This window comes from Burkholderia sp. DN3021, assembly GCF_049805555.1.
GTDB classification, from domain to species: domain Bacteria; phylum Pseudomonadota; class Gammaproteobacteria; order Burkholderiales; family Burkholderiaceae; genus Burkholderia; species Burkholderia pyrrocinia_C.
In genome coordinates this window covers 91,355-110,539 of record NZ_JBNCAB010000013.1, presented here as the reverse complement: position 1 = coordinate 110,539, position 19,185 = coordinate 91,355, and the positions used below count along the sequence as shown (strand labels likewise).

Sequence of the window (19,185 nt, the reverse complement as noted above, 5' to 3'; positions counted from 1 at the left end):
GCGTGCAGCCGCTCAGCTACACGCGCGGCCTCGTGCGCGCCGCGCAGGCGAGCGGGGCGGTCGTGCACGGGCTGACGCGCGCCGTCGGGCTGACGCGTGCCGACGGCCGCTGGCGGATCGCGACGGCCGGCGGCGCGACGCTGTCGGCGGATCGTGTCGTGATCGCGACCAACGGCTACACGGACGGGCTGTGGCCCGGCTTGCGCCAGTCGGTGATCGCCGCGAACAGTTTCATCGTCGCAACGCAGCCGCTCGCACCGGATCTCGGTCGCGACATTCTCGCCGGCGGCGAGGTCGCATCGGATGCGCGGCGCCTGCTGCTGTATTTCCGCCGCGACTCGGCCGGCCGCCTGCTGATGGGCGGCCGCGGCCCGTTCGCGGAGCCGCGCGCGACGAGCGACTGGCGCCATCTCGAGCGCGCGACGACGCTGCTGTATCCGCAACTGAAGGGTGTCCGGTTCGAATACCGCTGGGCGGGGCGCGTCGCGATCACCGCGGATTTCATGCCGCACGTGCACGAGCCCGCGCCGGGCGTGACGATCGCGCTCGGCTACAACGGCCGCGGCATCGCGATGGCGACGACGCTCGGCAAGCATCTGGCCGCGCACCTGTCGGGCGATGCGCAACTGCCGCTGCCGTTCCGCGCCACGCCGATCCGGCCGATTCCGTTTCACGGGCTGCAGCGCTTCTACATCGCCGCCGGGGTGGCCTGGTATCGGCTGCTCGACAGCCTTTCCTGACGGGGCGCGGGCGCGGGTCGCCATCGGTCGTCCGATCGGGCAGAATCGACACTCCCAGTTTCCGCCGACGGATGCCGCATGACCGATCCGAATGAACCGCCCGGCCGCCGCGCGTACGCGAGCTTCGCGCAACGCTATGCGGACATCGCGCCGACCAAGGCGCACAACGCGCTCTACGAGCGTCCGGCGACGATGGCGCTGCTCGGCGACGTCGACGGCCTGACGGTGCTCGACGCCGGCTGCGGGCCCGGCATCTGCAGCGAGCACCTCGCGCGCCACGGCGCGACCGTGCACGCATTCGACGTGACGCCGGAGATGGTTGCGCTTGCCCGCACGCGTTGCGCGGGTCTTGCGGTCGAGGTGACGGAAGGCGATCTGTCGGTGCCGCTTGACTGGCTGCCCGATGGCCGTTTCGACAAGGTGCTGTGTTCGCTGGCGTTCGATTACGTGCGCGACCTCGAAGCGCCGCTGCGCGAATTCCGGCGCGTCGCGCGGCCGGGTGCCACGCTCGTGTTCTCGATGGCGCATCCGATGCGCGACTGGATGGACGAACGCACGCGCGGCGAGGGCACGTATTTCGACACGTCCCGGTTCGGCTTTCACTGGTCGGGCTTCGGCGAACCGAAGCCGTATGTCGAAGCCTGGCGGCGGCCGCTCGCCGACATTCTGAACGCGGTAGCCGACAGCGGCTGGCGGCTCGACCGGTTCGTCGAACCGAAGCCGCAGCCGGAGATGAAGGCAGCGTCCGAACGGCTCCATGCGGAGCTGTCGCTGGCGCCGGCCTTCCTTTGCATCCGCGCGCGCCGCTGACGCAGCGCGGCGGTCAAGCGGCGCTCAATGTTTCACCGGCTCATCGTTCAGCGTTCCGAGAAACGCTTCGATATCCTTGATATCCTGCGCCGTCATCGCGGGTTTGTCGCCCGGCTTGCGATCGAACGGCGCATCGGTCACGTCGACGTTCGCGCGATACTTCGGCGGAATATCGTCGTACTCGTCGACCTTGCCGTCCGCGCCGCGCGAATAGAACTTCTGCGGCGAGATGCTGCGCTCGTTGTAGAACGCCATCACCTGGTCGAGCGTGTGGAACACGCCGTTGTGGAAGAACACATGGCGCGTCGCCGAGTTGCGCAGCGTCGGCGTGAGGAACATCCCGCAATACTGCGTCTGGTCCTTCAGGTCGTCGCGGAACGGCCCGCACACGCCGAGATCGTAGAACGCCGCGTTGCGGTTCTGCGCAAGCTGCTGGTTGCGCGGCGCGCCGAGCGCCTCGTACTGATAGTCGGTAAACATCGGCGGCAGCCCGTCCTTGCCGGGCTTCGACAAGTGGCAGCCCGCGCAATTCGCCTTGTCCGGATCGTTGAACAGGCGCAGCCCGCGCAGCTCGGCCTGCGACAGGCGCGCGCGGCCTTCGAGCCAGCGGTCGTACTTGCTGTTGTACGGATGGAACGACGGATCCTCGACCTGATACCGCGCGATCGCGAACATCGCCTCCGACACCGCGAGCTGCGGGCTGTCGAACACACGCACCCCGAACAGCTGCTCGAACTGCGCGCGGTGCGACGACTGCGCGAGCTTGTGCGCGACGTCGTCGATGCTCGCATTCGCCATCTCGACGGGATTCAGCAGCGGGCCGAACGCCTGCTGCTGCAGCGTATCGGCGCGGCCGTCCCAGAACATCCCGCCCTGCGGCACGAGCTGCGGCGCGGCTGACGTGCCGGCCACCTTCTGCGCCTTGACGACGCCGGCCGCCGCCGCGGCCTGCTGCGCGACACTCGGCGCGGCGTCGTTTTCACCGGCATCGGGGCCGATGCTGAAGTTCGGCTGGCGGTACAGATACATCAGCGACGGCGGCGGGCGATATCCGTGCTGCGTCATCGCGAGGCCGCCCGGCTGCACGTCGAGCGCGTTCGGCGGGCCGTACGCATGATCGGGGCTGTGGCACGACGCGCACGACTGCTTGCCCGACGCGGACAGCGACGGATCGACGAACAGCGCCCGCCCGAGCTGCGCGACCGCCGACAGCGGCTGCGCGGCGGGCCGCTGCAGCACGACCGGATGCGGATTCGCGCCCGTCCAGTCGGCGACGACGGTGCCGATCGCCGCGGGCACCCTCGCGGGGAACGCGACCGCGAACGCGCCATAGCCGAGCACGGCCGCGCCGAGCACGAACGCCGCGCGGCGCAGCAGGCGGGAGGGGGAACGCGGCGCGGGGGGGCCGGAGGCGTCGGGAGACGGGAACGCGGGGCGAGCTGTCATGCTGTCGGTCGGAAATCGGGCGCCGCACGAAGCGGCGCGTTAAATGGAAACGGCCGGCGCGTGATGCGCCGGCCTGCGGTCAACGGAAGCCGATCAGATCGACGGTGCCGCGCTCAATGCCGTGCCGAGCGTCGGGTCGAGGTACAGCGGCGTCGTGTTCGGCTTCGACGTGAAGTCGAACAGCCCGCGCAGGTCGCCCGCCGTCGCATCGAACGAGCCGCCGCCGATGCGCTGGCCGCCGAGCCAGTTGTCCTCGATGAAGCGCACGACCGATGCCTGGTCGATCATCGTGTGGTCGACGTAGTTCTGCTTCGCGTACGGCGAGATCACGATCAGCGGAATGCGCACGCCCGGGCCGCAGCGGCCGTTCACGGTGCCGCCGTTCACGCCGGTGGTGCCGCCCGTGCCGCACTTGCCGTTGCCGTTGACCTGGTCGACGGCGTCGGACGACGAACGGGTCGGCGCCGTGTACGCGTGGTCGTACCAGCCGTCCGAGTCGTCATAGGTGACGATCACGGCCGTGTTCTGCCAGTCCGGCTGCTGCTGCAGGAAGTTGACGACCTTCGTCACGAACGCCTGCTCGTCGAGCGGATCCGAGTAGCCCGCGTGCGCATCCTGCGCGGCCGGCGCCTTCAGGAAGCTGACCGACGGGAAGTTGCCGGCTTTCACGGCCGCGAAGAAGTCGTCGCTGTCGTACTGGTGGTTCGCGGGTTCCGCCGTCTTGCCATCGGTCTGGACGCTCGAACCGATCGCCGCGATCGAGCTCGGGCGCGTGTGCTGCGGGTTCGACGTCGACGCGTAGTACTGGAACCAGTTGTGGTGCGGGATGTAGTCGGCCGTCGCGGCGTTCACGGCGGTGGCGACCGTGCTGCGGCTGCAGCCCGTCGTGCCGTTGCCGTTGGTCGTCGACAGGTTGAAGCCGCCCATGAAGCCGCCCCACGTGATCTTCGCGCCGTTCAGCAGGTCGCCGATGTTCTTGCCGGTCATCATCGCCTGGTCGGTCGTGCTCGAGCACACGTCGAAGCCGGGGTCGACGTCGTTGATCATCGTGAAGCCGCCCTGGCCGTCGTTGATGTAGTAAGAGGTGGCTGCGAGCGTCGAAGGCTGCTTCGACGTCTTCACGATCTGCATCCCGTTGGTCTGCCCCGACACGACGTTCAGCGCGCCGGGCGTCGACGGGCCGTAGACCGTCGTGTATGCGTTGTCGCTCATCGCGAAGCGCTGCGCGTAGTTCCACAGCGCGGTCACGGTGTTGCCGTCGAAGTAGCCCATCACCTGGCCCTTCGTGCCGAACGCGCCGGCGCCGCCGGACGAGCCCTTGCCGGTGTATTTCGGGAACAGGTCGGCGAGGCCGTTGTCCTCGGCCAGCTGTTCGGCCGTGTACGCGTGGTTCTGGTCGGCGGTCGCGGCCTGCGTGCGGTCGAGGCGGAACGGGTTCGCCGCGCCGGTGCCGTTGGCCGTGTTCGTGAAGTTCGGGTTCGCGGTCAGCAGCGTGCCCGTCAGGCCGTTCGGCGTCGGCGTGCCGGGCTTCGCGGTGAACGCCGGTTCGCCCGACGGGTTCGTCGCGTTCGGGTAGGTGCCGAAGTAGTGGTCGAACGAGATGTTTTCGCCGTAGATCACGACGACGTGCTTGATCGGCGTGGCGGTCTGCAGCGCATCCTGCGACGACACCGCGGGCGTCGACGTCGGATCGTCGCTGCCGCCGCAGGCGAACAGCGCAAGCGCTGCGGCTGCGCAGGCGGTGACGAGCAAGGCTTGACGGAACATCGGGAAACTCCAGGTAAGGCCTTCGATGGTGGAGAGCGGCCCCGTCGCCATATCGGTTCGGCGCGGAGCTCGCGAGAGAGCACGCGCATTGGAACAGTCGCGTATGAAGATATGGGGACGGAGCGGTTTCGCGACGGTTGCGCTGCGGTATCGATTCCATTACGGCGCAACGCGGTGCGAAAGAGAACGGAAAGGGGCGGACCGCGCGCAACCTCGACGACACATTTCGCGGCGCGCGGGGCCGTTGCCGTGAATGCCGTGCGAGGCGGGCGAGAGGGTGCCGTCGGCCGGTTCGCGCGTAATGCCGTGGTTACCGCGTTTTTGACAATCGTGTGACGTATTCATACGATGAACGCCCTGCGGCGACGATTTCATGTTGCCGACCGTTACCGAGAATTCAGCATGCCGATCCCCGTTCTGTTTGCTGTCCTGTGTGCGGCGTTCCTGCATGCGTCATGGAATGCGCTCGTCCGCAGCAGCGGCGACCGGCTGCGGTCGGCCACGGTGCTGCAGATCGCGATCGGGCTGTTCGCGCTGCTGTTCCTGCCTGCCGCCGCGCCGATCACGCCCATGAGCTGGCTCTGTGTCGTCGCATCGGCCGTGATCCATGTGGTCTATACGTTGCTGCTGGTACGCGCCTACGAGCACGGCGACCTGACCGTCGCATACCCGGTTGCGCGCGGCACCGCGCCGCTGCTCGTCACGCTCGGCGCGGCGGCGTTCGCGGGCGAGCACCTGAACGCCGGCGCGCAAGGCGGGCTCGTGCTGATCTGCGCGGGCATCATGGCGATCGGGCTGGAGGGCGGGCGTGGCGCGAAGCACCGGATGACGCAGGTGCTGCCGACCGCGTTCGCGACCGGCGTGTCGATCGCGGCCTATAGCGTGGTCGACGGGATCGGCGTGCGGGAAAGCGGCGGCACGGTCGGCTATACCGCGTGGATGTTCGTGTTGACGGGCGTGATGATGGCCGCGTACTACCGGCTGCGCGCGGGGCCGCTGCGGCTGACGCAGGATGTCGGCGAGACGGCGAAGGCTGCGTGCGGCGGCGTGTTCGCGGCGCTCGCGTACGGCATCGTGATCTGGGCGATGGAACGCGCGCCGATGGGCCCCGTGTCGGCGCTGCGCGAAACGAGCGTGGTGTTCGCGGCGCTGATCGCACGCGTGTATCTCGGCGAGCGGCTGACGCCGCGCCGTGCTGTGGGATGTGCGGTGATTGCGGCGGGGGCGTTGCTGATCAGTGCGTTCGAGGCGGTGCGGTGAAGGCGTACCAGGATGTGCAATGCGTATATGGCTGGGTGCTGATTTTCAGAACCGAAATCCGAAAGCTGACTCGCCGAAAAGACCTGGCGCGGGGAGTGCGTAGGTCGCAAGATGAAAGAGAACAACAAATAGCGTAGCTGCAATGAACGTGATACCCACTTGCGCGACGACCAACGTCGGTAAGCGAAGGCATTGAGTGCGGCAAAGACGACCGAAGGCCACAAGGTCAGAGCGAACAGGCCGACGATGAATACTGCGTGTGGAGCGCAGTGTTCCATGTCGTTGCAGCCGGCCGAATGCGACGGCGGAGCAGGCCAGTGAATACGGCTGAACGTGTAAAGGGACGCCCATGTGATGAGCAAACCCCATAGGAACCCCGGAACTGCAACCGCCAGTCGTTTCATTTAACTTCCCGGAAAAGGATTTCTTTCGAGTCGGCCAGATCCGAATACCAATTCCCGCGTCGGCCCCGAAGGTAATCAAGTGGGTTAATCATGCTCGGCACGCCTATGCGAAACCGCCAGAACGAAGCGGTAGATGGCGTAAGGGTATCCTTGTTCCATGGGTCGCATCAGTCAACTCTCGTATTGTTTTTCAATGGCTTCGTCGCCCCAATAAACCGTGTACTCATCGGGCTTGTTGCCGGTATCGATGCGGGGTAATTCTCCGCTTGGATCGAGTCGGCCGTCGTACGTGCGGCCATCGGCCGTTTGGCGTTTCACTTCGGCATCCGGCAGTTCCGCATCAGCGTCTCCGACGGCCTCGCGGGGTCGCCTATTAATTAGTGATTCCCTAATGATCGAGGTGCGTTTTGTAATGGATCGGGATGGGCGGCGCGCCCGCAGCCGCTGGCGCGACAGCACGGCGATCACCTGCTGGGTGGGGGCGCCGGAAGGGAGTTCGTTGCGGATGCGGTCGGCCACCATCGGCAGACCCGCGCGCTGCCGGCGCAGCGCCTTCGCGATTGCCCGGCGGCATTCGTCCCCGTGGCAGTCCCATTCGTCACGGATTCTCTGGCAATAACGGCATGTGTCCATGGCGGACAGTCTGACGCGCCTCGCGTTGCCGCGACCCTGGCCAACAAAGGGTTGAGAATCCGCGACGTGTTCCGCTGCGCTCACGCTCCCAGCTCGGGCTGGCGCGTGTCCGGCGGCGCGGCGAGCGGGGCGGCGGCGGCTTGCGGCGCTTTCGCGTTTTCGCGCCTTTCGAGGAAATGCATCGCGAGCGCGGTGATCGTCAGCAACGCGAACGCGGCGGGGCCCGTCATCGCCGCATGGCTGATCTGCAGCAGGTATCCCGCTGCGGCGAGCAGGATGCCGAGCACCACGGCGGCCCGCGTGCGCCGGCGCAGCCAACGTTCGAGCCCGACGAACGCCGTCGCGAAAAACGCGGCCCAGGACCCGGTCAGGCTGATGAACGACCCGACACCGCCCGTCCAGCGGTCGACCCAGAAGTTGTTCAGCAGCGTCGCGATGGCCGTGTGCTGGTCGGGCGTCATCTGCGATGCGATCTGCAGCAAGCGCCCGAGCCCGATGCCGCCGACCGCGTCGAGCACCGTGTAGGCCACCAGGAAAACGAAGGTCGACAGGCGCGCGAGCCATGCGACCGGACCCGGATCGTCGCCGACGAGCAGCCACAGCCCGATGCAGACGAGCACGACGCACGGCGTCTGGATCATGTGCAGCGCAAACCACCAGGCGGGGCCGAAATACGCCAGCGCGTCGTGGTTGTGATCGTATTCGGGCTTCGACAGGTAATCGAACATCCCGGGGTCATGCGTGAATCCGGCAGGATGAAACAGTTCGATCGTCGCCAGCACGAGCGGCGCGATGAAAAGGCACAGCCACCACAGCACGGCCCGGGTTGTTCGGTTCATGTTCGGCTCCTTCCTGAATGGCTCAAGAATCGCATCGACGACGAACCGCGCGGCGCGCAGGCCGGCAGTATGCGATATCGGTCAAGGAATAAAAATGATCGAACGAACGGCATGTTCCATTCGATCTCAGTCAGCATAGGACACGCACAAGCGAATGTTAAGAAGTAATCTTGCGCCGATATTGGAATGCTATATAAGTTTGAGATTCACCGTTTTATTTTCCGATGCAATTGGAATATTTGTTATAAGCGGCGCGTGAACGCTCCAATCTTCCTCAATGACCGTCTCATGACCTCGGCACACTAAAAATCTGACAGGCTCATGTCTTTGATTCAGATCAAATCGACTCGACGGCTTGAACAGTCAGACGAGCCAGCTCAAGCCAAGCTGCTGGCTACGCTCGATATCTCATCTGTTAAGCAAAATTTAGAAGCCTTCAGAGCCGGGCAAGGACTACCCATGAAAAGATGTCTTACTCTGTTTCCACTCACTCCTCTGTGCACATCGAATCGCACGTGACCGATTTTGCTCCCACGCCACCAAAGCGGCGTCGGACGTGATACCTAAGCGGCCGGGTGTACAGAACCCACAACTGCACTCATGCAAAACTTGAGGAGAAATCCATGGCGTTCAACTTTGACCCAACCGACTGGCAAATCGTCCCGGCTCGTACTTTCTCGGAACTGCGCGTCGGCGAGATTTACCGCGCACCGAGCCGTACGCTGACGGATGCTCACGCTTCGGCGTTTCAAACGGTCTCCTGCGACAACCATCCGATACACTACGACGAAGTCTACGCGAAGCGCTACGGCCATTCGGCGCCGGTCGTCCATGGCCTTCAAGTTCTGGCTTTCACCGCGCCGGGGGCAACACTCTTGCCACATAATTTTGGCGCAATTTTCGTCGCATTCACTGAATTGTCGGCGAAGTTTCACGCAGAGGTTCACGCCGGCGACACGCTTTTCTCAGCACTCGAAATTGTCGCACTTGAACCCAACGGCGAGCACGGTGAAGTCAGCACGGCAGTCACCGTCCACAATCAACGCGGAGAACTGGTGCTATCGGGGCATCACAAGTACCTACTCCGAACGACTGGCTAATCTGGCAGGCTGTTGAAATACACCTCGAGGATGCGCGGCATGCCTTTCCAAAGAACTGCTGCGTCGGTTTGGTTCGTGCCGATTTGATGCCGAGCGTCCTTAATTCAGGTGAAACCAATGCTGTCTCCTCGCCGATTTGTGCTTCTACGCCGTTCTGCCCGCGAGCGTACGCATGCGCGTGAGGTTGTAGGCCGCCTGAGTCAGAAGGAACAACTGCTCGACCCGCTCGCGGCCACGGTACATCGCCTGACGAATCCGGCCGACCGTCACTTACGGCCGTCTGACGTTGCGCGAATTCCATGTCGACACCGACCGCCACGTGGCGGCAACGCCGCTGTCGATCTCGCCGGCGCCCGTCTGCGAATGACCGGCAGGCGCGCCGGCTGTCACGCTTCAACCGGCATCGCGCTCGTGCATTTGATCTCGTCGAGGCACACGCTAGAATGCACGCCGCTCACGCCGGGAATCCGCATCAGCGTTTCGAGCAGGAACTGCGACAGCCCCTTCAGGTCGTGTGCCACGACCTTCAGCACATAGTCGATGTCGCCCGTCACCGAGAAACATTCCTGGATCTGCGCGAGATCGGACACCAGTTTCTGGAATTTCGACAGATCGCGGATATGCCCGCGCTCCATCGTCACGTGCACGAACGCGGTGACGCCGAAGCCGAGCGTGTCGGGGCAGAGCCGGGTTTCATAGCGGCGGATCGCGCCGATCTCTTCCAGCCGCCGGTGGCGCCGCAATGTCTGCGCGGGCGACAGGCCGACGGCCTTCGCCAGATCGAGGTTCGACGCACGGCCGTTCTCCTGCAGGATCGAAAGCAAGTGGCGATCGATGCGGTCGAGAACCGGTTCAGGCATTTTTATTTCCTCATTTGTCTCCTGGATGCAATCTTATCTCATAATGTAGGGTTTGCATGAACGGGTTACGAAACCCGATTTCGCCGTCGCGACGCTAAACTGACGCCGGATTTTCGTGTGTGGCCGCAGCAATGCGGCGTGGGCGACAAGTCGGCGGCCGGTCTGGCGGGCACGCGGACGCGAATCGGGCGCCGCCACGCGAAGATTGCAGTCCCCAACCCGGCGGCTCCACGAACGCCGCCGACACAGCAAAAACAGCGCCCGGCACACCGAGGCGCGCCGCACCGCTTCAGGCGGAGGCGGACAGAGTGGAGAAGACATGGTTTCTGGAAACGAGAGCGACGGCCTGAAGCGCGGGCTGAAGAACCGGCACATCCAGCTGATCGCGCTCGGCGGCGCGCTGGGCACGGGGCTGTTCCTCGGCATCGCGCAGACGATCAAGATGGCCGGCCCGTCCGTGCTGCTCGGCTATGCGGTGGCCGGCATCGTTGCGTTCTTCATCATGCGCCAGCTCGGCGAGATGGTCGTCGACGAGCCCGTCGCAGGTTCGTTCAGCTACTTCGCCAACAAGTATTTCGGCCACTTCACGGGCTTCCTGTCGGGCTGGAACTACTGGGTGCTGTACATCCTCGTCAGCATGGCCGAACTGTCGGCCGTCGGGATCTACGTGCAGTACTGGTGGCCGGGCGTGCCGACCTGGGTGTCGGCGCTCGTGTTCTTCGTCGTCATCAACCTGATCAACCTGACCAGCGTGAAGTCGTACGGCGAGACGGAATTCTGGTTCTCGATCATCAAGGTCGCGGCGATCGTCGGGATGATCGGCTTCGGCGGCTGGCTGCTCGCCAGCGGCAATGCCGGGCCGGAGGCCAGCGTCAGGAACCTGTGGCAGCACGGCGGCTTCTTCCCGAACGGCGTGTCGGGTCTCGTGATGTCGATGGCCGCGATCATGTTCTCGTTCGGCGGGCTCGAACTCGTCGGCATCACGGCGGCCGAGGCCGACGATCCGAAGCACAGCATCCCTCGCGCGACCAACCAGGTCATCTACCGCATCCTGATTTTCTACATCGGCGCGCTCGCCGTGCTGCTGTCGCTGTATCCGTGGGAGAAGGTCGTCAGCGGCGGCAGCCCGTTCGTGCTGATCTTCCACGCGCTGAGCAGCAACCTGGTCGCGAACGTGCTGAACGTTGTCGTGCTGACCGCCGCGCTGTCGGTCTACAACAGCGGCGTGTACTGCAACAGCCGGATGCTGTTCGGCCTCGCGCAGCAGGGCAATGCGCCGAAGGTGCTGTGCTCGGTGAACAAGCGCGGCATTCCGCTCGCCGCGCTCGGCGCGTCGGCGCTCGCCACCGGCGCGTGCGTGCTGGTCAACTACTTCATGCCGGGCAAGGCGTTCGAGGTGCTGATGGGCCTCGTCGTGTCGGCGCTGATCATCAACTGGGCGATGATCAGCCTGATCCACCTGAAGTTCCGTCAGGCCAAGCGCGCAGCCGGGGAGAAGACTTCCTTCCGCAGTCTGGGCTATCCTTTCACGAATTACCTGTGCCTGGCATTCATGGCCGGCATTCTCGTCGTGATGTACCTGACGCCCGATCTCCGCCTGTCGGTGTACCTGATCCCGGTATGGCTCGCGGTGCTCGCGATCGGGTATCGCTTCCGTCAGAAGGATGCAGGCTATGCGGTGCGCGACGGCGCGTCCGCAGGCTGACGCAGGCCACCACCGACCATTCTTCCAAACGAGACCGACTCAAGCCATGTTCGAACACATCGACGCGTACCCGGGCGACCCGATCCTGACGCTCAACGAGAACTTCCAGAAAGATCCGCGCGACCGGAAGGTCAACCTGAGCATCGGCATCTACTTCGACGCCGAAGGCCGGATTCCGGTGATGGGCGCCGTGCGCGAAGCCGAAACCGCGCTGCAGCGCGAGAGCGGCCCTAAGCCGTATCTGCCGATGGTCGGCCTGGCCGCGTATCGCGACGCCGTGCAGGCGCTCGTGTTCGGCGCCGATCACCCGGCCCGCGCGGCCGGCCGTATCGCGACCCTGCAGACGCTCGGCGGCTCGGGCGCGCTGAAGGTGGGTGCCGATTTCCTGAAGCGCTACTTCCCGGACGCGCAGGTGTGGCTCAGCGATCCGAGCTGGGAAAACCACCGCTTCATCTTCGAGCGCGCCGGCTTCACGGTGAACACGTATCCGTACTACGACGAGGCGACCGGCGGCCTGAAGTTCGACGCGATGCTCGCGGCGATCGACGCGCTGCCGGCGCGCAGCATCGTGCTGCTGCACGCGTGCTGCCATAACCCGACCGGCGTCGACCTCGACGAAGGCCAGTGGGAAAAGCTGATCGACGTGATCGAGGCGCGCGGCCTGCTGCCGTTCGTCGACATGGCATACCAGGGCTTCGGCGCGGGCCTCGATGCGGATGCGTTCGCGGTGCGCGAGCTGGCCCGCCGCGGCGTGCCGGCGCTGGTCGCGAACTCGTTCTCGAAGAACTTCTCGCTGTACGGCGAGCGCGTGGGCGGCCTGAGCGTCGTCTGCGAGGATGCGGCCGCGGCCGAGCGCGTGCTCGGCCAGCTGGCCGGCGCCGTACGCTCGAATTACAGCAACCCGCAAACCTACGGCGCGAAGGTCGTCGCGGCCGTGCTCGACACGCCCGCGCTGCGCAAGCAGTGGGAAGAGGAACTGTCGGCGATGTGCCGCCGCATCGCGCGGATGCGCCAGTCGATCCATGACGGCCTGCGCGACCACGTCAGCGGCGAAGCGCTCACGCGCTACGTGAAGCAGCGCGGGATGTTCACGTACACGGGCCTGACCGAATCGCAGGTCGACGCGCTGCGCGAAGTGCACGGCGTGTACATCCTGCGTTCCGGCCGGATGTGCGTGGCGGGCCTGAACGACTCGAACGTCGGCATCGTTGCCGACGCAATCGGCAAGGTGCTGAAGAGCGGCGTCTGATCGTCGCGCGCCCGGCGCGCAACGCTGCCGGCCGAACCGGCTGTCTCCCGTCGCGGAGGCAGCCGGTTTTTTGTTGCACGGCCGCGATGCGTGCTGCCCGGCTGACGCGCGCCCAGGCGCGGCAGTACGATCACGGAATCGGACACAGGACAGAGGAGCGACATGGGCATCCGGATCATCCAGCTCGGCACGCCGCGCGCGGCCGGCGAGGGCCTGCGGATCGGGACGGTGCGGCGGCCGCCGCGCGGCGTTCCGAAGGCGGAATTCGCGTCGCGCAACTACTATGATGTATGGTTGCCGACGCTGTCGCCGAGCCCCGAGCTCGTCGCGCAGGCGCAGGCGGCCGAAACGGACGCCGAATGGAACGCGTTCAAGCGCCACTTCCGCGCGGAGATGGCGCATGGCGATCCGGCAAAGGTGCTGGACCTGCTGGCGGCGCTGTCGGCGACCACCGCGTTCTCGATCGGCTGTTACTGCGACGACGAGCGCCATTGCCACCGCAGCGTGCTGCGCGAGCTGCTCGCGGAGCGCGGCGCGGCGATCGAGCCCGATGCGGGCTGAAGCGAGCTGAATCGGACCGACGCGGCGGCACGATACCGCACTGCGATCGTGCGGTGCAGCGAACCGGTTGACGTGGGTCAAGCGGGCGGCCGCGCGCGCCACTATGCTCTCGTCATGGAGTCATCACGACAATGACAGGCGGACAGATGCACATTACCTTCCCGCCCGAGCCGGCCGAATATTGCGCGCGCGACCTGGTCGTCGCGTTTTCGGCGCTGGTCGACGGACGTTGCGTGCAGTGCGCGGTCACGGCCGAGGCACTGGAAGACCATTTCGGCGCGCCGTCGCTGCTCGAACGCGACCTGCTGGCCGCGTTCGACGCGCACCGGCCGGCGATCGAAGCGATGGCACGACGGATGCTCGAGGAAATCGGCGGCCGGCCGGTGCTGCTGCACAGCGGCCACTTCAGGCTCGGCGATTGACACCGCAGGAGGGCATATGACTCTGCAGGGCAACATTCACGAACGCGACTGGTCGGTCGAAGTCGAGACGCGCCCGTGCGAATCGGGGGAATTCCGCTGCCGCGTGTCGGTCGAGCACGGCAGCGGCGCCGCGCGCTTTCATCATACGTTCGAGCACAGCCATGCGTATCCGACCGAGCGCGAGGCGATGATCGAAGGGCTGCGGGCCGGAATGACGTGGATCGAGATGAAGACGTCGCAGGTATTCAACGTATGAACGGTGCCGCGCCGGCAGAGGTGCGGACAGACTTATCGGCAGGCCAGCGATCGAAGAATTCGCGCCACGCTACGGGAAATACGCACCGCCGCCTTTCGGCGCGGGCGGTGCATGCAAGGCGGTCGACGAGCGGGCGGCCCCGTCAGGAGAAACGACATGGGCGTGGGCATGCAGATCGCCTGCCTCGGATTCACGGGTTCGGCCGCGATCGAAGCCGAAGCCGGCGCGCAACTGGTGCGGCTCGAACGGTTTCGCGCGCTGATCGACGGCTGTCACCTCGCAATCGAATCGCGCGTGGCGGCCGACGGCGCGCGCACATACGACGTGCGGCTAGACCTGGTGTTTCATGACGAGGCGCTCAGGCCGATGCCGCCGTGCAGCGGCGATGACGTGGACGATGCGCTGCACCGCGCGTTCGCTCAGGCCGAACAGGCGTTGATCGCGTGGCAGGCGGACGGTGGCAGGGTGATGCTGCGCGACGCGGCGACCGATGGCACGGCTCGGTGACGCACGGCGCGCGATGCCGCGCGGACGATGCCGGTGCGTACGTCAGTCCGACCCGAGTCAGACCCGCGCGAGCGCTTGCGCGTCGATGATGCGCACGCGCTTGCCGCGCGTTTCGACCAGTGCATCGCGATGGAACCGCGAGAACATCCGGCTGACCGTTTCCAGCTTCATCCCGAGATAACAACCGATTTCCTCGCGCGTCATCCGCAGGTTGAATTCGGTCGCCGAATAGCCGCGCGCCTCGAAGCGCGACGACAGGTTCAGCAGGAAATGCGCGACGCGCTGTTCGGCCGACATCGTGCCGAGCAGCAGCATCTGGCTCGATTTCCGCGCGATCTCGCTGCTCAGCATCTGATAGAGGAAGTGCTGCATCGGCTTGATCTCGCGGCACGCCGCTTCGAGCGCACCGAACGGGATGACGCACACGACGCTGTCTTCGAGCGCGATCGCGTCGCAGCAGTGCTGGCCGCTGCCGATGCCGTCCATCCCGAGCGTGTCGCCGGCGATCTGGAAGCCCGTCACGTGTTCGCGGCCGTCGCGATGCATCATCACCGTCTTGACCGAACCCGCGCGCACCGCATAGATGCTCTGGAACGGATCGTCGGTGCGGAACAGCGCGTCGCCCTGGCGAACCTGCCGGGTCGTGCAGATGATCGCGTCGAGCCGGCCGTATTCGGCGGCCGTCAGTTGCGGCGGCAGGCACATCGAGCGCATCGCGCAGGCCGAGCAGCGTGCGGCGGGATGTTTGGCGGCGTCGGCGCGCGTGACCGCACGAAGCGGAGTCGTCGGCCGGGGCGCGACGGGTACGTCGGCGGGGCAGGCGGTGGCGGTGGACATGAGTCGCTCCGGCTTGTCAGGGGTGGTGCACGCGAGCGTGCACCAGGGATTCGATGACACGGCACGCGGCGTCGAATTCGACGGTCTTGTCGAAGAAGTAGTCGGCTCCGGCCGTCGCGCATGCCTCTCTGAATGCCGGCGCCGAATGATTCGTCAGCACGATCGTGACGATGCGCGGCGCGGCCTTCGACAGCATCCCGATCAGGTCGAGGCCGCTGCCGTCCGCGAGCCGCAGGTCGACGATCACGACGTCCGCCCGGCTGCCGCGGATCTGCGTCAACGCGTGCTGGCCGTCTTCCGCTTCGCCCACGACGGCGACACCGCGAATCGCGCCGACGAGCAGCGCGATCCGCTGCCGGACGGCAACGGCGTGATCGACGAGAAACACCCTGAGCGGGGCGGGCGACAAGCTGGCATTCATGCCGGCAGTATCGTGTTGCGCCGCCGGAAATGAAATCGGCCGAATTGGAAGTTGGTGTAGGCCGCTTCGACGCGTTGTAGGGCGTTTCCTACAACGCGTGCGGAAAAGTGTCAGAGCGCTCCGGATGTTGCAACGCCGCACCGGCGCCGCGCGCGCGGCCGGTGGGCTTCGCTGCCGGGTCAGCCGGCCAGGCGCGCGTCCAGCGCATCGCGTGCGGTGCGGCACGCGGCGAGATCCCACGCGGCGCAGCCGACGCTCTTGAACAGCAGCGGTCCGCCGACGGCGAACGCGCCGCCCAGCACGTCGGCGAGCGACGCGACGTGCTGCCAGTCGACCTGCGCGACGATCAGGTCGCCGGCCTCGTGACGCGCGCCGGCCGGATCGTCGACGACGAGCCGGCTGCCGCGCACCGTGTTCGCATCGATCTCGGCCGCATCCGCAGTGAACGCGCCGACGCCGACCACGAGCCGGCCTTCGCGCGCGGCTTCGCGGTAGACGGGCGTGCGGCTCGTCGTCAGCGTGACGACGACGTCGATCGCATCGGGAATCGCGTCGCCGTCGAGCGGTGCGAGCCGCGGCGCCTGCGCGCGGTGCGCGGCGCAGAAGGCGGCCGCGCTGTCGGCGCTGGTGCCGCGCACGTGAAGGCGCGCGTCGGGAAAGATCGCCGCGAGCGCTTCCGCGTGATTGGCCGCCTGCTTGCCCGTGCCGATCAGCAGGATGTCGCGCGGCGCGGCGCCATGCAGCGCGTCGATGCCGAGCGCGGTGACGGCCGCCGTGCGGCGGCCGGTGACCGTCGGGCCGTCGAGCGCGAAGCGCATCTCGCCGGTGGTCGCGTCGTACGCGGTCACCTGGCCGAGGATCGTCGGCAGCCCGCGCGCGCCGTTGCCGGGGCATACGTTCACAAGCTTGTGGGTGGCAAGGTCGCGCGCGCTCGACGGCATCGACAGCATCACGCCGCCGGCCTGCAGCGGCACGACCAGGCGTTCGGGGCTGACGATCTCGCCCGCCGCGTACTCGGCGACGGCCTGCCTGAGCGTGGCGAGCAGCGCCGGGTAGTCGAGCAGCGCGGCCGTGTCGGCCGCATCGAAAACGGGAATCCGGGAAAGGGCGGTCATCGTGTACGTCGCAGGTGTCGGTGAGCGTGGGCGACGGGCGCATGACGCGCCCGCCAAGGGGCTGCCGGATACCGTGACACGGTGGCAGTGTGGATCGAATCTATACCACTTTCCGTCGCACCGGCAACCCGTAAAATAAACCGAAGCGCCGGTTTTGGTTCTAATATCTGTCCAGAAGGGTCGCCGTGGTCTCGATGCCGGCGCCGCTCCGGTATAGTGCGAACCCATTCCAAGTCCACGCCCGCGACCGGGCAGGAGCCATACGATGATGTCCGCGCGTCCCGAATCACTCGAAGGCGGTTTCAGGCCGCTGCAGATCTACGAGCAGGTCGCCGAGAAGATCCGCGACGAGATTCGCGCGGGGCGCTACGCGGCCGAATCGCGGCTGCCGTCCGAGCGCGAACTGGCGGTGCTGTTCCAGGTCGGCCGGCCGGCCGTGCGCGAGGCGCTCGGCGCGCTGCAGAACGAAGGGCTGGTGTTCACGAAGCGCAATTCGGGCACCTACGTCGTCGCGTCGCCGCTCGACGTGCTCGCCGAACGCGGCGACACGCGTGCGGGGTCCGAGGCCGACTTCAGCCCGACGTCGACGCTCGACGTGCGGCTGATCCTGGAACCCGCGATCGCGCGCCTCGCTGCCTCGCACGGCCGCGCCGATCCGGGCGCCGAGCGCTATCTCGCGCAGATGGAAACCATCACCGACGTCGACGATCCGCACCAGCGCGCGCTGTGGAACGAGAGCGACCGGCTGTTCCACCGGCAGCTCGCGCTGATGACCGGCGATCCGCTGATCGTGAAGATCGCGGACGAGGTCGCGAAGACGATGGACCAGCCGCTATGGAAGCGGCTGAAGGACGACGGCATCTACGACGCGGGCCGGATCCGGCTCTACGTGTCCGAACACCGGCTGATCTACGAGGCGATCGTGTCCGGCGATGCCGATGCGGCTGCGTTCTATGTCGAGCAGCATATCCGCCGCGTGCGGCGCGACATCGCGCCGAAGTGATGCGCCCGGTTTCGTTCTGGTCTGAAATATGACCAGAATCGCGAAAATTATTTTGAAATTGCTTGCGATGTGACCACGCGTGTCCTACATTGGTTTCACACAAAACCAATCAGGAGACATCATGCGACACCTCGTTACCGCGCTCTCGGTGGCTGTTGCCGCCGGCGCGCTGACTTCCGCGCACGCGCAGGAAGTCGTGATGATCGGTCATTCGGCGCCGTTGACGGGCCCGCAGGCCGCGAACGGCAAGGACAACGAAAACGGCGCGCGTCTTGCCATCGACGAACTCAACAAGGCAGGCGTGAAGGTTGGCGGCAAGACCGTCACCTTCAAGCTGATTTCAGACGACGACCAGGCCGACCCGAAGGCCGGCGTGCAGGTCGCGCAGAACCTCGTCGACAAGGGCGTCGTCGCGGTGCTCGGGCCGTACAACTCGGGCGTCGCGATCCCGGCATCGCGCGTGTACTCGAATGCGGGCGTGCCGATCCTGCCGGTTGCGTCGAATCCGGCACTCACGAAGCAGGGCTTCAAGAACATCTTCCGGATCGGCGCGAGCGACGAGCAGCTCGGCGGCACGATGGCCACGTTCGCCGCGAAGACGCTGAATGCGAAAACCGCGGCCGTCGTCGATGATCGCACCGCGTACGGGCAGGGCGTCGCCGAGCAGTTCATGAACGTCGCGAAGGCGAACGGGATCAGGATCGTCGACCAGGAATACACGAGTTCGTCGGCCACCGATTTCTTCGGCATTCTCACCAAGATCAAGGCCGGCAACCCCGACGTGATCTTCTTCGGCGGCTATGCGGCGCAGGGCGCGCCGATGGCCAAGCAGATGAAGCAGCGCGGGCTGCGCGCCAAGCTGCTCGGCGGCGACGGCATCTGCTCGGCCGACATGGGCAAGGTGGCGGGCGATGCGGCATCGATCGTCTACTGCGCGCAGGGCGGCGTCGCGCTCGAGAAGACGCCGGCCGGGCGCGAATTCCTGAAGAAGTACCACGACGCCTATCACACGGACACGCAGGTCTACGGCGTCAACTACTACGACGGCGTGAAGCTGCTCGCCGACGCGATGGCCAAGGCCGGCACGACCACCGACAAGGCGAAGCTGATCGCGCAGCTCGCGAAGTCGAACTATGCGGGCGTCGCGGGCACCTATTCGTTCGACGCGAACGGCGACCTGAAGGGCGCGCCGACGTCCGTCTACGTGATCCGCAACGGCCTGCCCGAGCCGTACGCGAAGTAACGGCCAG

19 protein-coding genes and 2 pseudogenes are annotated in these 19,185 nt (G+C 66.2%); 12 read left to right on the top strand and 9 right to left on the bottom strand.

The window, feature by feature from the left end; all coding sequences use genetic code 11:
* Both ACPUER_RS09800 and ACPUER_RS09795 read left to right on the top strand, forming a co-directional pair.
* On the top strand, positions 1 to 740 hold a 740-nt coding region (locus ACPUER_RS09800; protein WP_425130965.1), incomplete at its 5' end, for an NAD(P)/FAD-dependent oxidoreductase.
* A 78-nt stretch (positions 741 to 818) separates the two neighbouring features.
* On the top strand, positions 819 to 1,550 hold the full coding sequence (locus ACPUER_RS09795; protein WP_425130964.1) for a class I SAM-dependent methyltransferase: 732 nt from the start codon (positions 819 to 821) through the stop codon (positions 1,548 to 1,550).
* 24 nt (positions 1,551 to 1,574) lie between these two features.
* Here the strand turns inward: ACPUER_RS09795 and ACPUER_RS09790 are convergent, their stop codons facing one another.
* Together ACPUER_RS09790 and ACPUER_RS09785 are read right to left on the bottom strand one after the other, a co-directional pair.
* Positions 1,575 to 2,996: a cytochrome-c peroxidase gene (locus ACPUER_RS09790; protein ID WP_425130963.1), complete on the bottom strand. Its 1,422-nt coding sequence runs from the start codon at positions 2,994 to 2,996 to the stop codon at positions 1,575 to 1,577.
* Positions 2,997 to 3,089: 93 nt separating this feature from the next.
* Positions 3,090 to 4,763 carry a phospholipase C gene (locus ACPUER_RS09785; RefSeq protein ID WP_425130962.1) on the bottom strand — a complete coding sequence of 558 codons (1,674 nt, stop codon included), beginning with the start codon at positions 4,761 to 4,763 and terminating at the stop codon, positions 3,090 to 3,092.
* 402 nt (positions 4,764 to 5,165) lie between these two features.
* Between ACPUER_RS09785 and ACPUER_RS09780 the strand changes: the two genes are divergently transcribed.
* Positions 5,166 to 6,023 (top strand): EamA family transporter, encoded by an 858-nt coding sequence (locus ACPUER_RS09780; RefSeq protein WP_425130961.1) that lies wholly within the window; start codon positions 5,166 to 5,168, stop codon positions 6,021 to 6,023.
* 737 nt (positions 6,024 to 6,760) lie between these two features.
* Here the strand turns inward: ACPUER_RS09780 and ACPUER_RS09775 are convergent.
* Together ACPUER_RS09775 and ACPUER_RS09770 are read right to left on the bottom strand one after the other, a co-directional pair.
* Positions 6,761 to 7,060, bottom strand: a pseudogene (locus ACPUER_RS09775) (hypothetical protein); the annotation flags it as partial.
* Positions 7,061 to 7,140: 80 nt separating this feature from the next.
* The gene (locus ACPUER_RS09770; protein ID WP_425130960.1) at positions 7,141 to 7,899 is read right to left on the bottom strand and encodes a hypothetical protein; all 759 of its coding nucleotides are present in this window, start codon (positions 7,897 to 7,899) and stop codon (positions 7,141 to 7,143) included.
* Positions 7,900 to 8,522: 623 nt separating this feature from the next.
* On the opposite strand from ACPUER_RS09770, the gene ACPUER_RS09765 reads away from it, so the two are divergent.
* Positions 8,523 to 8,999 (top strand): MaoC family dehydratase, encoded by a 477-nt coding sequence (locus tag ACPUER_RS09765; RefSeq protein WP_175959083.1) that lies wholly within the window; start codon positions 8,523 to 8,525, stop codon positions 8,997 to 8,999.
* A gap of 144 nt (positions 9,000 to 9,143) precedes the next feature.
* Here ACPUER_RS09765 and ACPUER_RS09760 read toward each other — a convergent pair.
* Both ACPUER_RS09760 and ACPUER_RS09755 read right to left on the bottom strand, forming a co-directional pair.
* Positions 9,144 to 9,266, bottom strand: a pseudogene (locus ACPUER_RS09760) (IS5/IS1182 family transposase); the annotation flags it as partial.
* A 119-nt stretch (positions 9,267 to 9,385) separates the two neighbouring features.
* On the bottom strand, positions 9,386 to 9,859 hold the full coding sequence (locus ACPUER_RS09755; protein WP_034179576.1) for an Lrp/AsnC family transcriptional regulator: 474 nt from the start codon (positions 9,857 to 9,859) through the stop codon (positions 9,386 to 9,388).
* Between the two features lie 319 nt (positions 9,860 to 10,178).
* On the opposite strand from ACPUER_RS09755, the gene ACPUER_RS09750 reads away from it, so the two are divergent.
* From ACPUER_RS09750 to ACPUER_RS09725, 6 genes are all read left to right on the top strand, one after another.
* Positions 10,179 to 11,564, top strand: a complete 1,386-nt coding sequence (locus tag ACPUER_RS09750; RefSeq protein ID WP_175959084.1) for an amino acid permease — start codon at positions 10,179 to 10,181, stop codon at positions 11,562 to 11,564.
* A gap of 46 nt (positions 11,565 to 11,610) precedes the next feature.
* Positions 11,611 to 12,813, top strand: coding sequence for an amino acid aminotransferase (locus ACPUER_RS09745; RefSeq protein WP_175959085.1), 1,203 nt, complete (start codon positions 11,611 to 11,613; stop codon positions 12,811 to 12,813).
* A 162-nt stretch (positions 12,814 to 12,975) separates the two neighbouring features.
* On the top strand, positions 12,976 to 13,374 hold the full coding sequence (locus tag ACPUER_RS09740; protein WP_072436759.1) for a DUF488 domain-containing protein: 399 nt from the start codon (positions 12,976 to 12,978) through the stop codon (positions 13,372 to 13,374).
* A 131-nt stretch (positions 13,375 to 13,505) separates the two neighbouring features.
* Positions 13,506 to 13,796, top strand: coding sequence for a DUF1488 domain-containing protein (locus ACPUER_RS09735; RefSeq protein WP_072436760.1), 291 nt, complete (start codon positions 13,506 to 13,508; stop codon positions 13,794 to 13,796).
* Positions 13,797 to 13,812: 16 nt separating this feature from the next.
* Positions 13,813 to 14,052, top strand: a complete 240-nt coding sequence (locus ACPUER_RS09730; protein ID WP_034179571.1) for a hypothetical protein — start codon at positions 13,813 to 13,815, stop codon at positions 14,050 to 14,052.
* A gap of 156 nt (positions 14,053 to 14,208) precedes the next feature.
* Positions 14,209 to 14,559, top strand: a complete 351-nt coding sequence (locus tag ACPUER_RS09725) for a metal ABC transporter ATPase (protein WP_175959214.1) — start codon at positions 14,209 to 14,211, stop codon at positions 14,557 to 14,559.
* A gap of 57 nt (positions 14,560 to 14,616) precedes the next feature.
* Here ACPUER_RS09725 and ACPUER_RS09720 read toward each other — a convergent pair whose 3' ends face one another.
* The 3 genes from ACPUER_RS09720 to lhpI all read right to left on the bottom strand — a co-directional run bounded on the left by ACPUER_RS09720 (position 14,617) and on the right by lhpI (position 16,932).
* Positions 14,617 to 15,396 (bottom strand): helix-turn-helix domain-containing protein, encoded by a 780-nt coding sequence (locus tag ACPUER_RS09720; protein WP_175959086.1) that lies wholly within the window; start codon positions 15,394 to 15,396, stop codon positions 14,617 to 14,619.
* Between the two features lie 16 nt (positions 15,397 to 15,412).
* The gene (locus tag ACPUER_RS09715) at positions 15,413 to 15,817 is read right to left on the bottom strand and encodes a response regulator transcription factor (RefSeq protein ID WP_175959087.1); all 405 of its coding nucleotides are present in this window, start codon (positions 15,815 to 15,817) and stop codon (positions 15,413 to 15,415) included.
* A gap of 179 nt (positions 15,818 to 15,996) precedes the next feature.
* Positions 15,997 to 16,932: a bifunctional Delta(1)-pyrroline-2-carboxylate/Delta(1)-piperideine-2-carboxylate reductase gene (gene lhpI / locus ACPUER_RS09710; protein ID WP_310139970.1), complete on the bottom strand. Its 936-nt coding sequence runs from the start codon at positions 16,930 to 16,932 to the stop codon at positions 15,997 to 15,999.
* Between the two features lie 265 nt (positions 16,933 to 17,197).
* On the opposite strand from lhpI, the gene ACPUER_RS09705 reads away from it, so the two are divergent.
* The gene (locus ACPUER_RS09705) at positions 17,198 to 17,935 is read left to right on the top strand and encodes a FadR/GntR family transcriptional regulator (protein WP_425130959.1); all 738 of its coding nucleotides are present in this window, start codon (positions 17,198 to 17,200) and stop codon (positions 17,933 to 17,935) included.
* A 121-nt stretch (positions 17,936 to 18,056) separates the two neighbouring features.
* The gene (locus ACPUER_RS09700; protein ID WP_425130958.1) at positions 18,057 to 19,178 is read left to right on the top strand and encodes a branched-chain amino acid ABC transporter substrate-binding protein; all 1,122 of its coding nucleotides are present in this window, start codon (positions 18,057 to 18,059) and stop codon (positions 19,176 to 19,178) included.
* Positions 19,179 to 19,185: the final 7 nt, after the last annotated feature.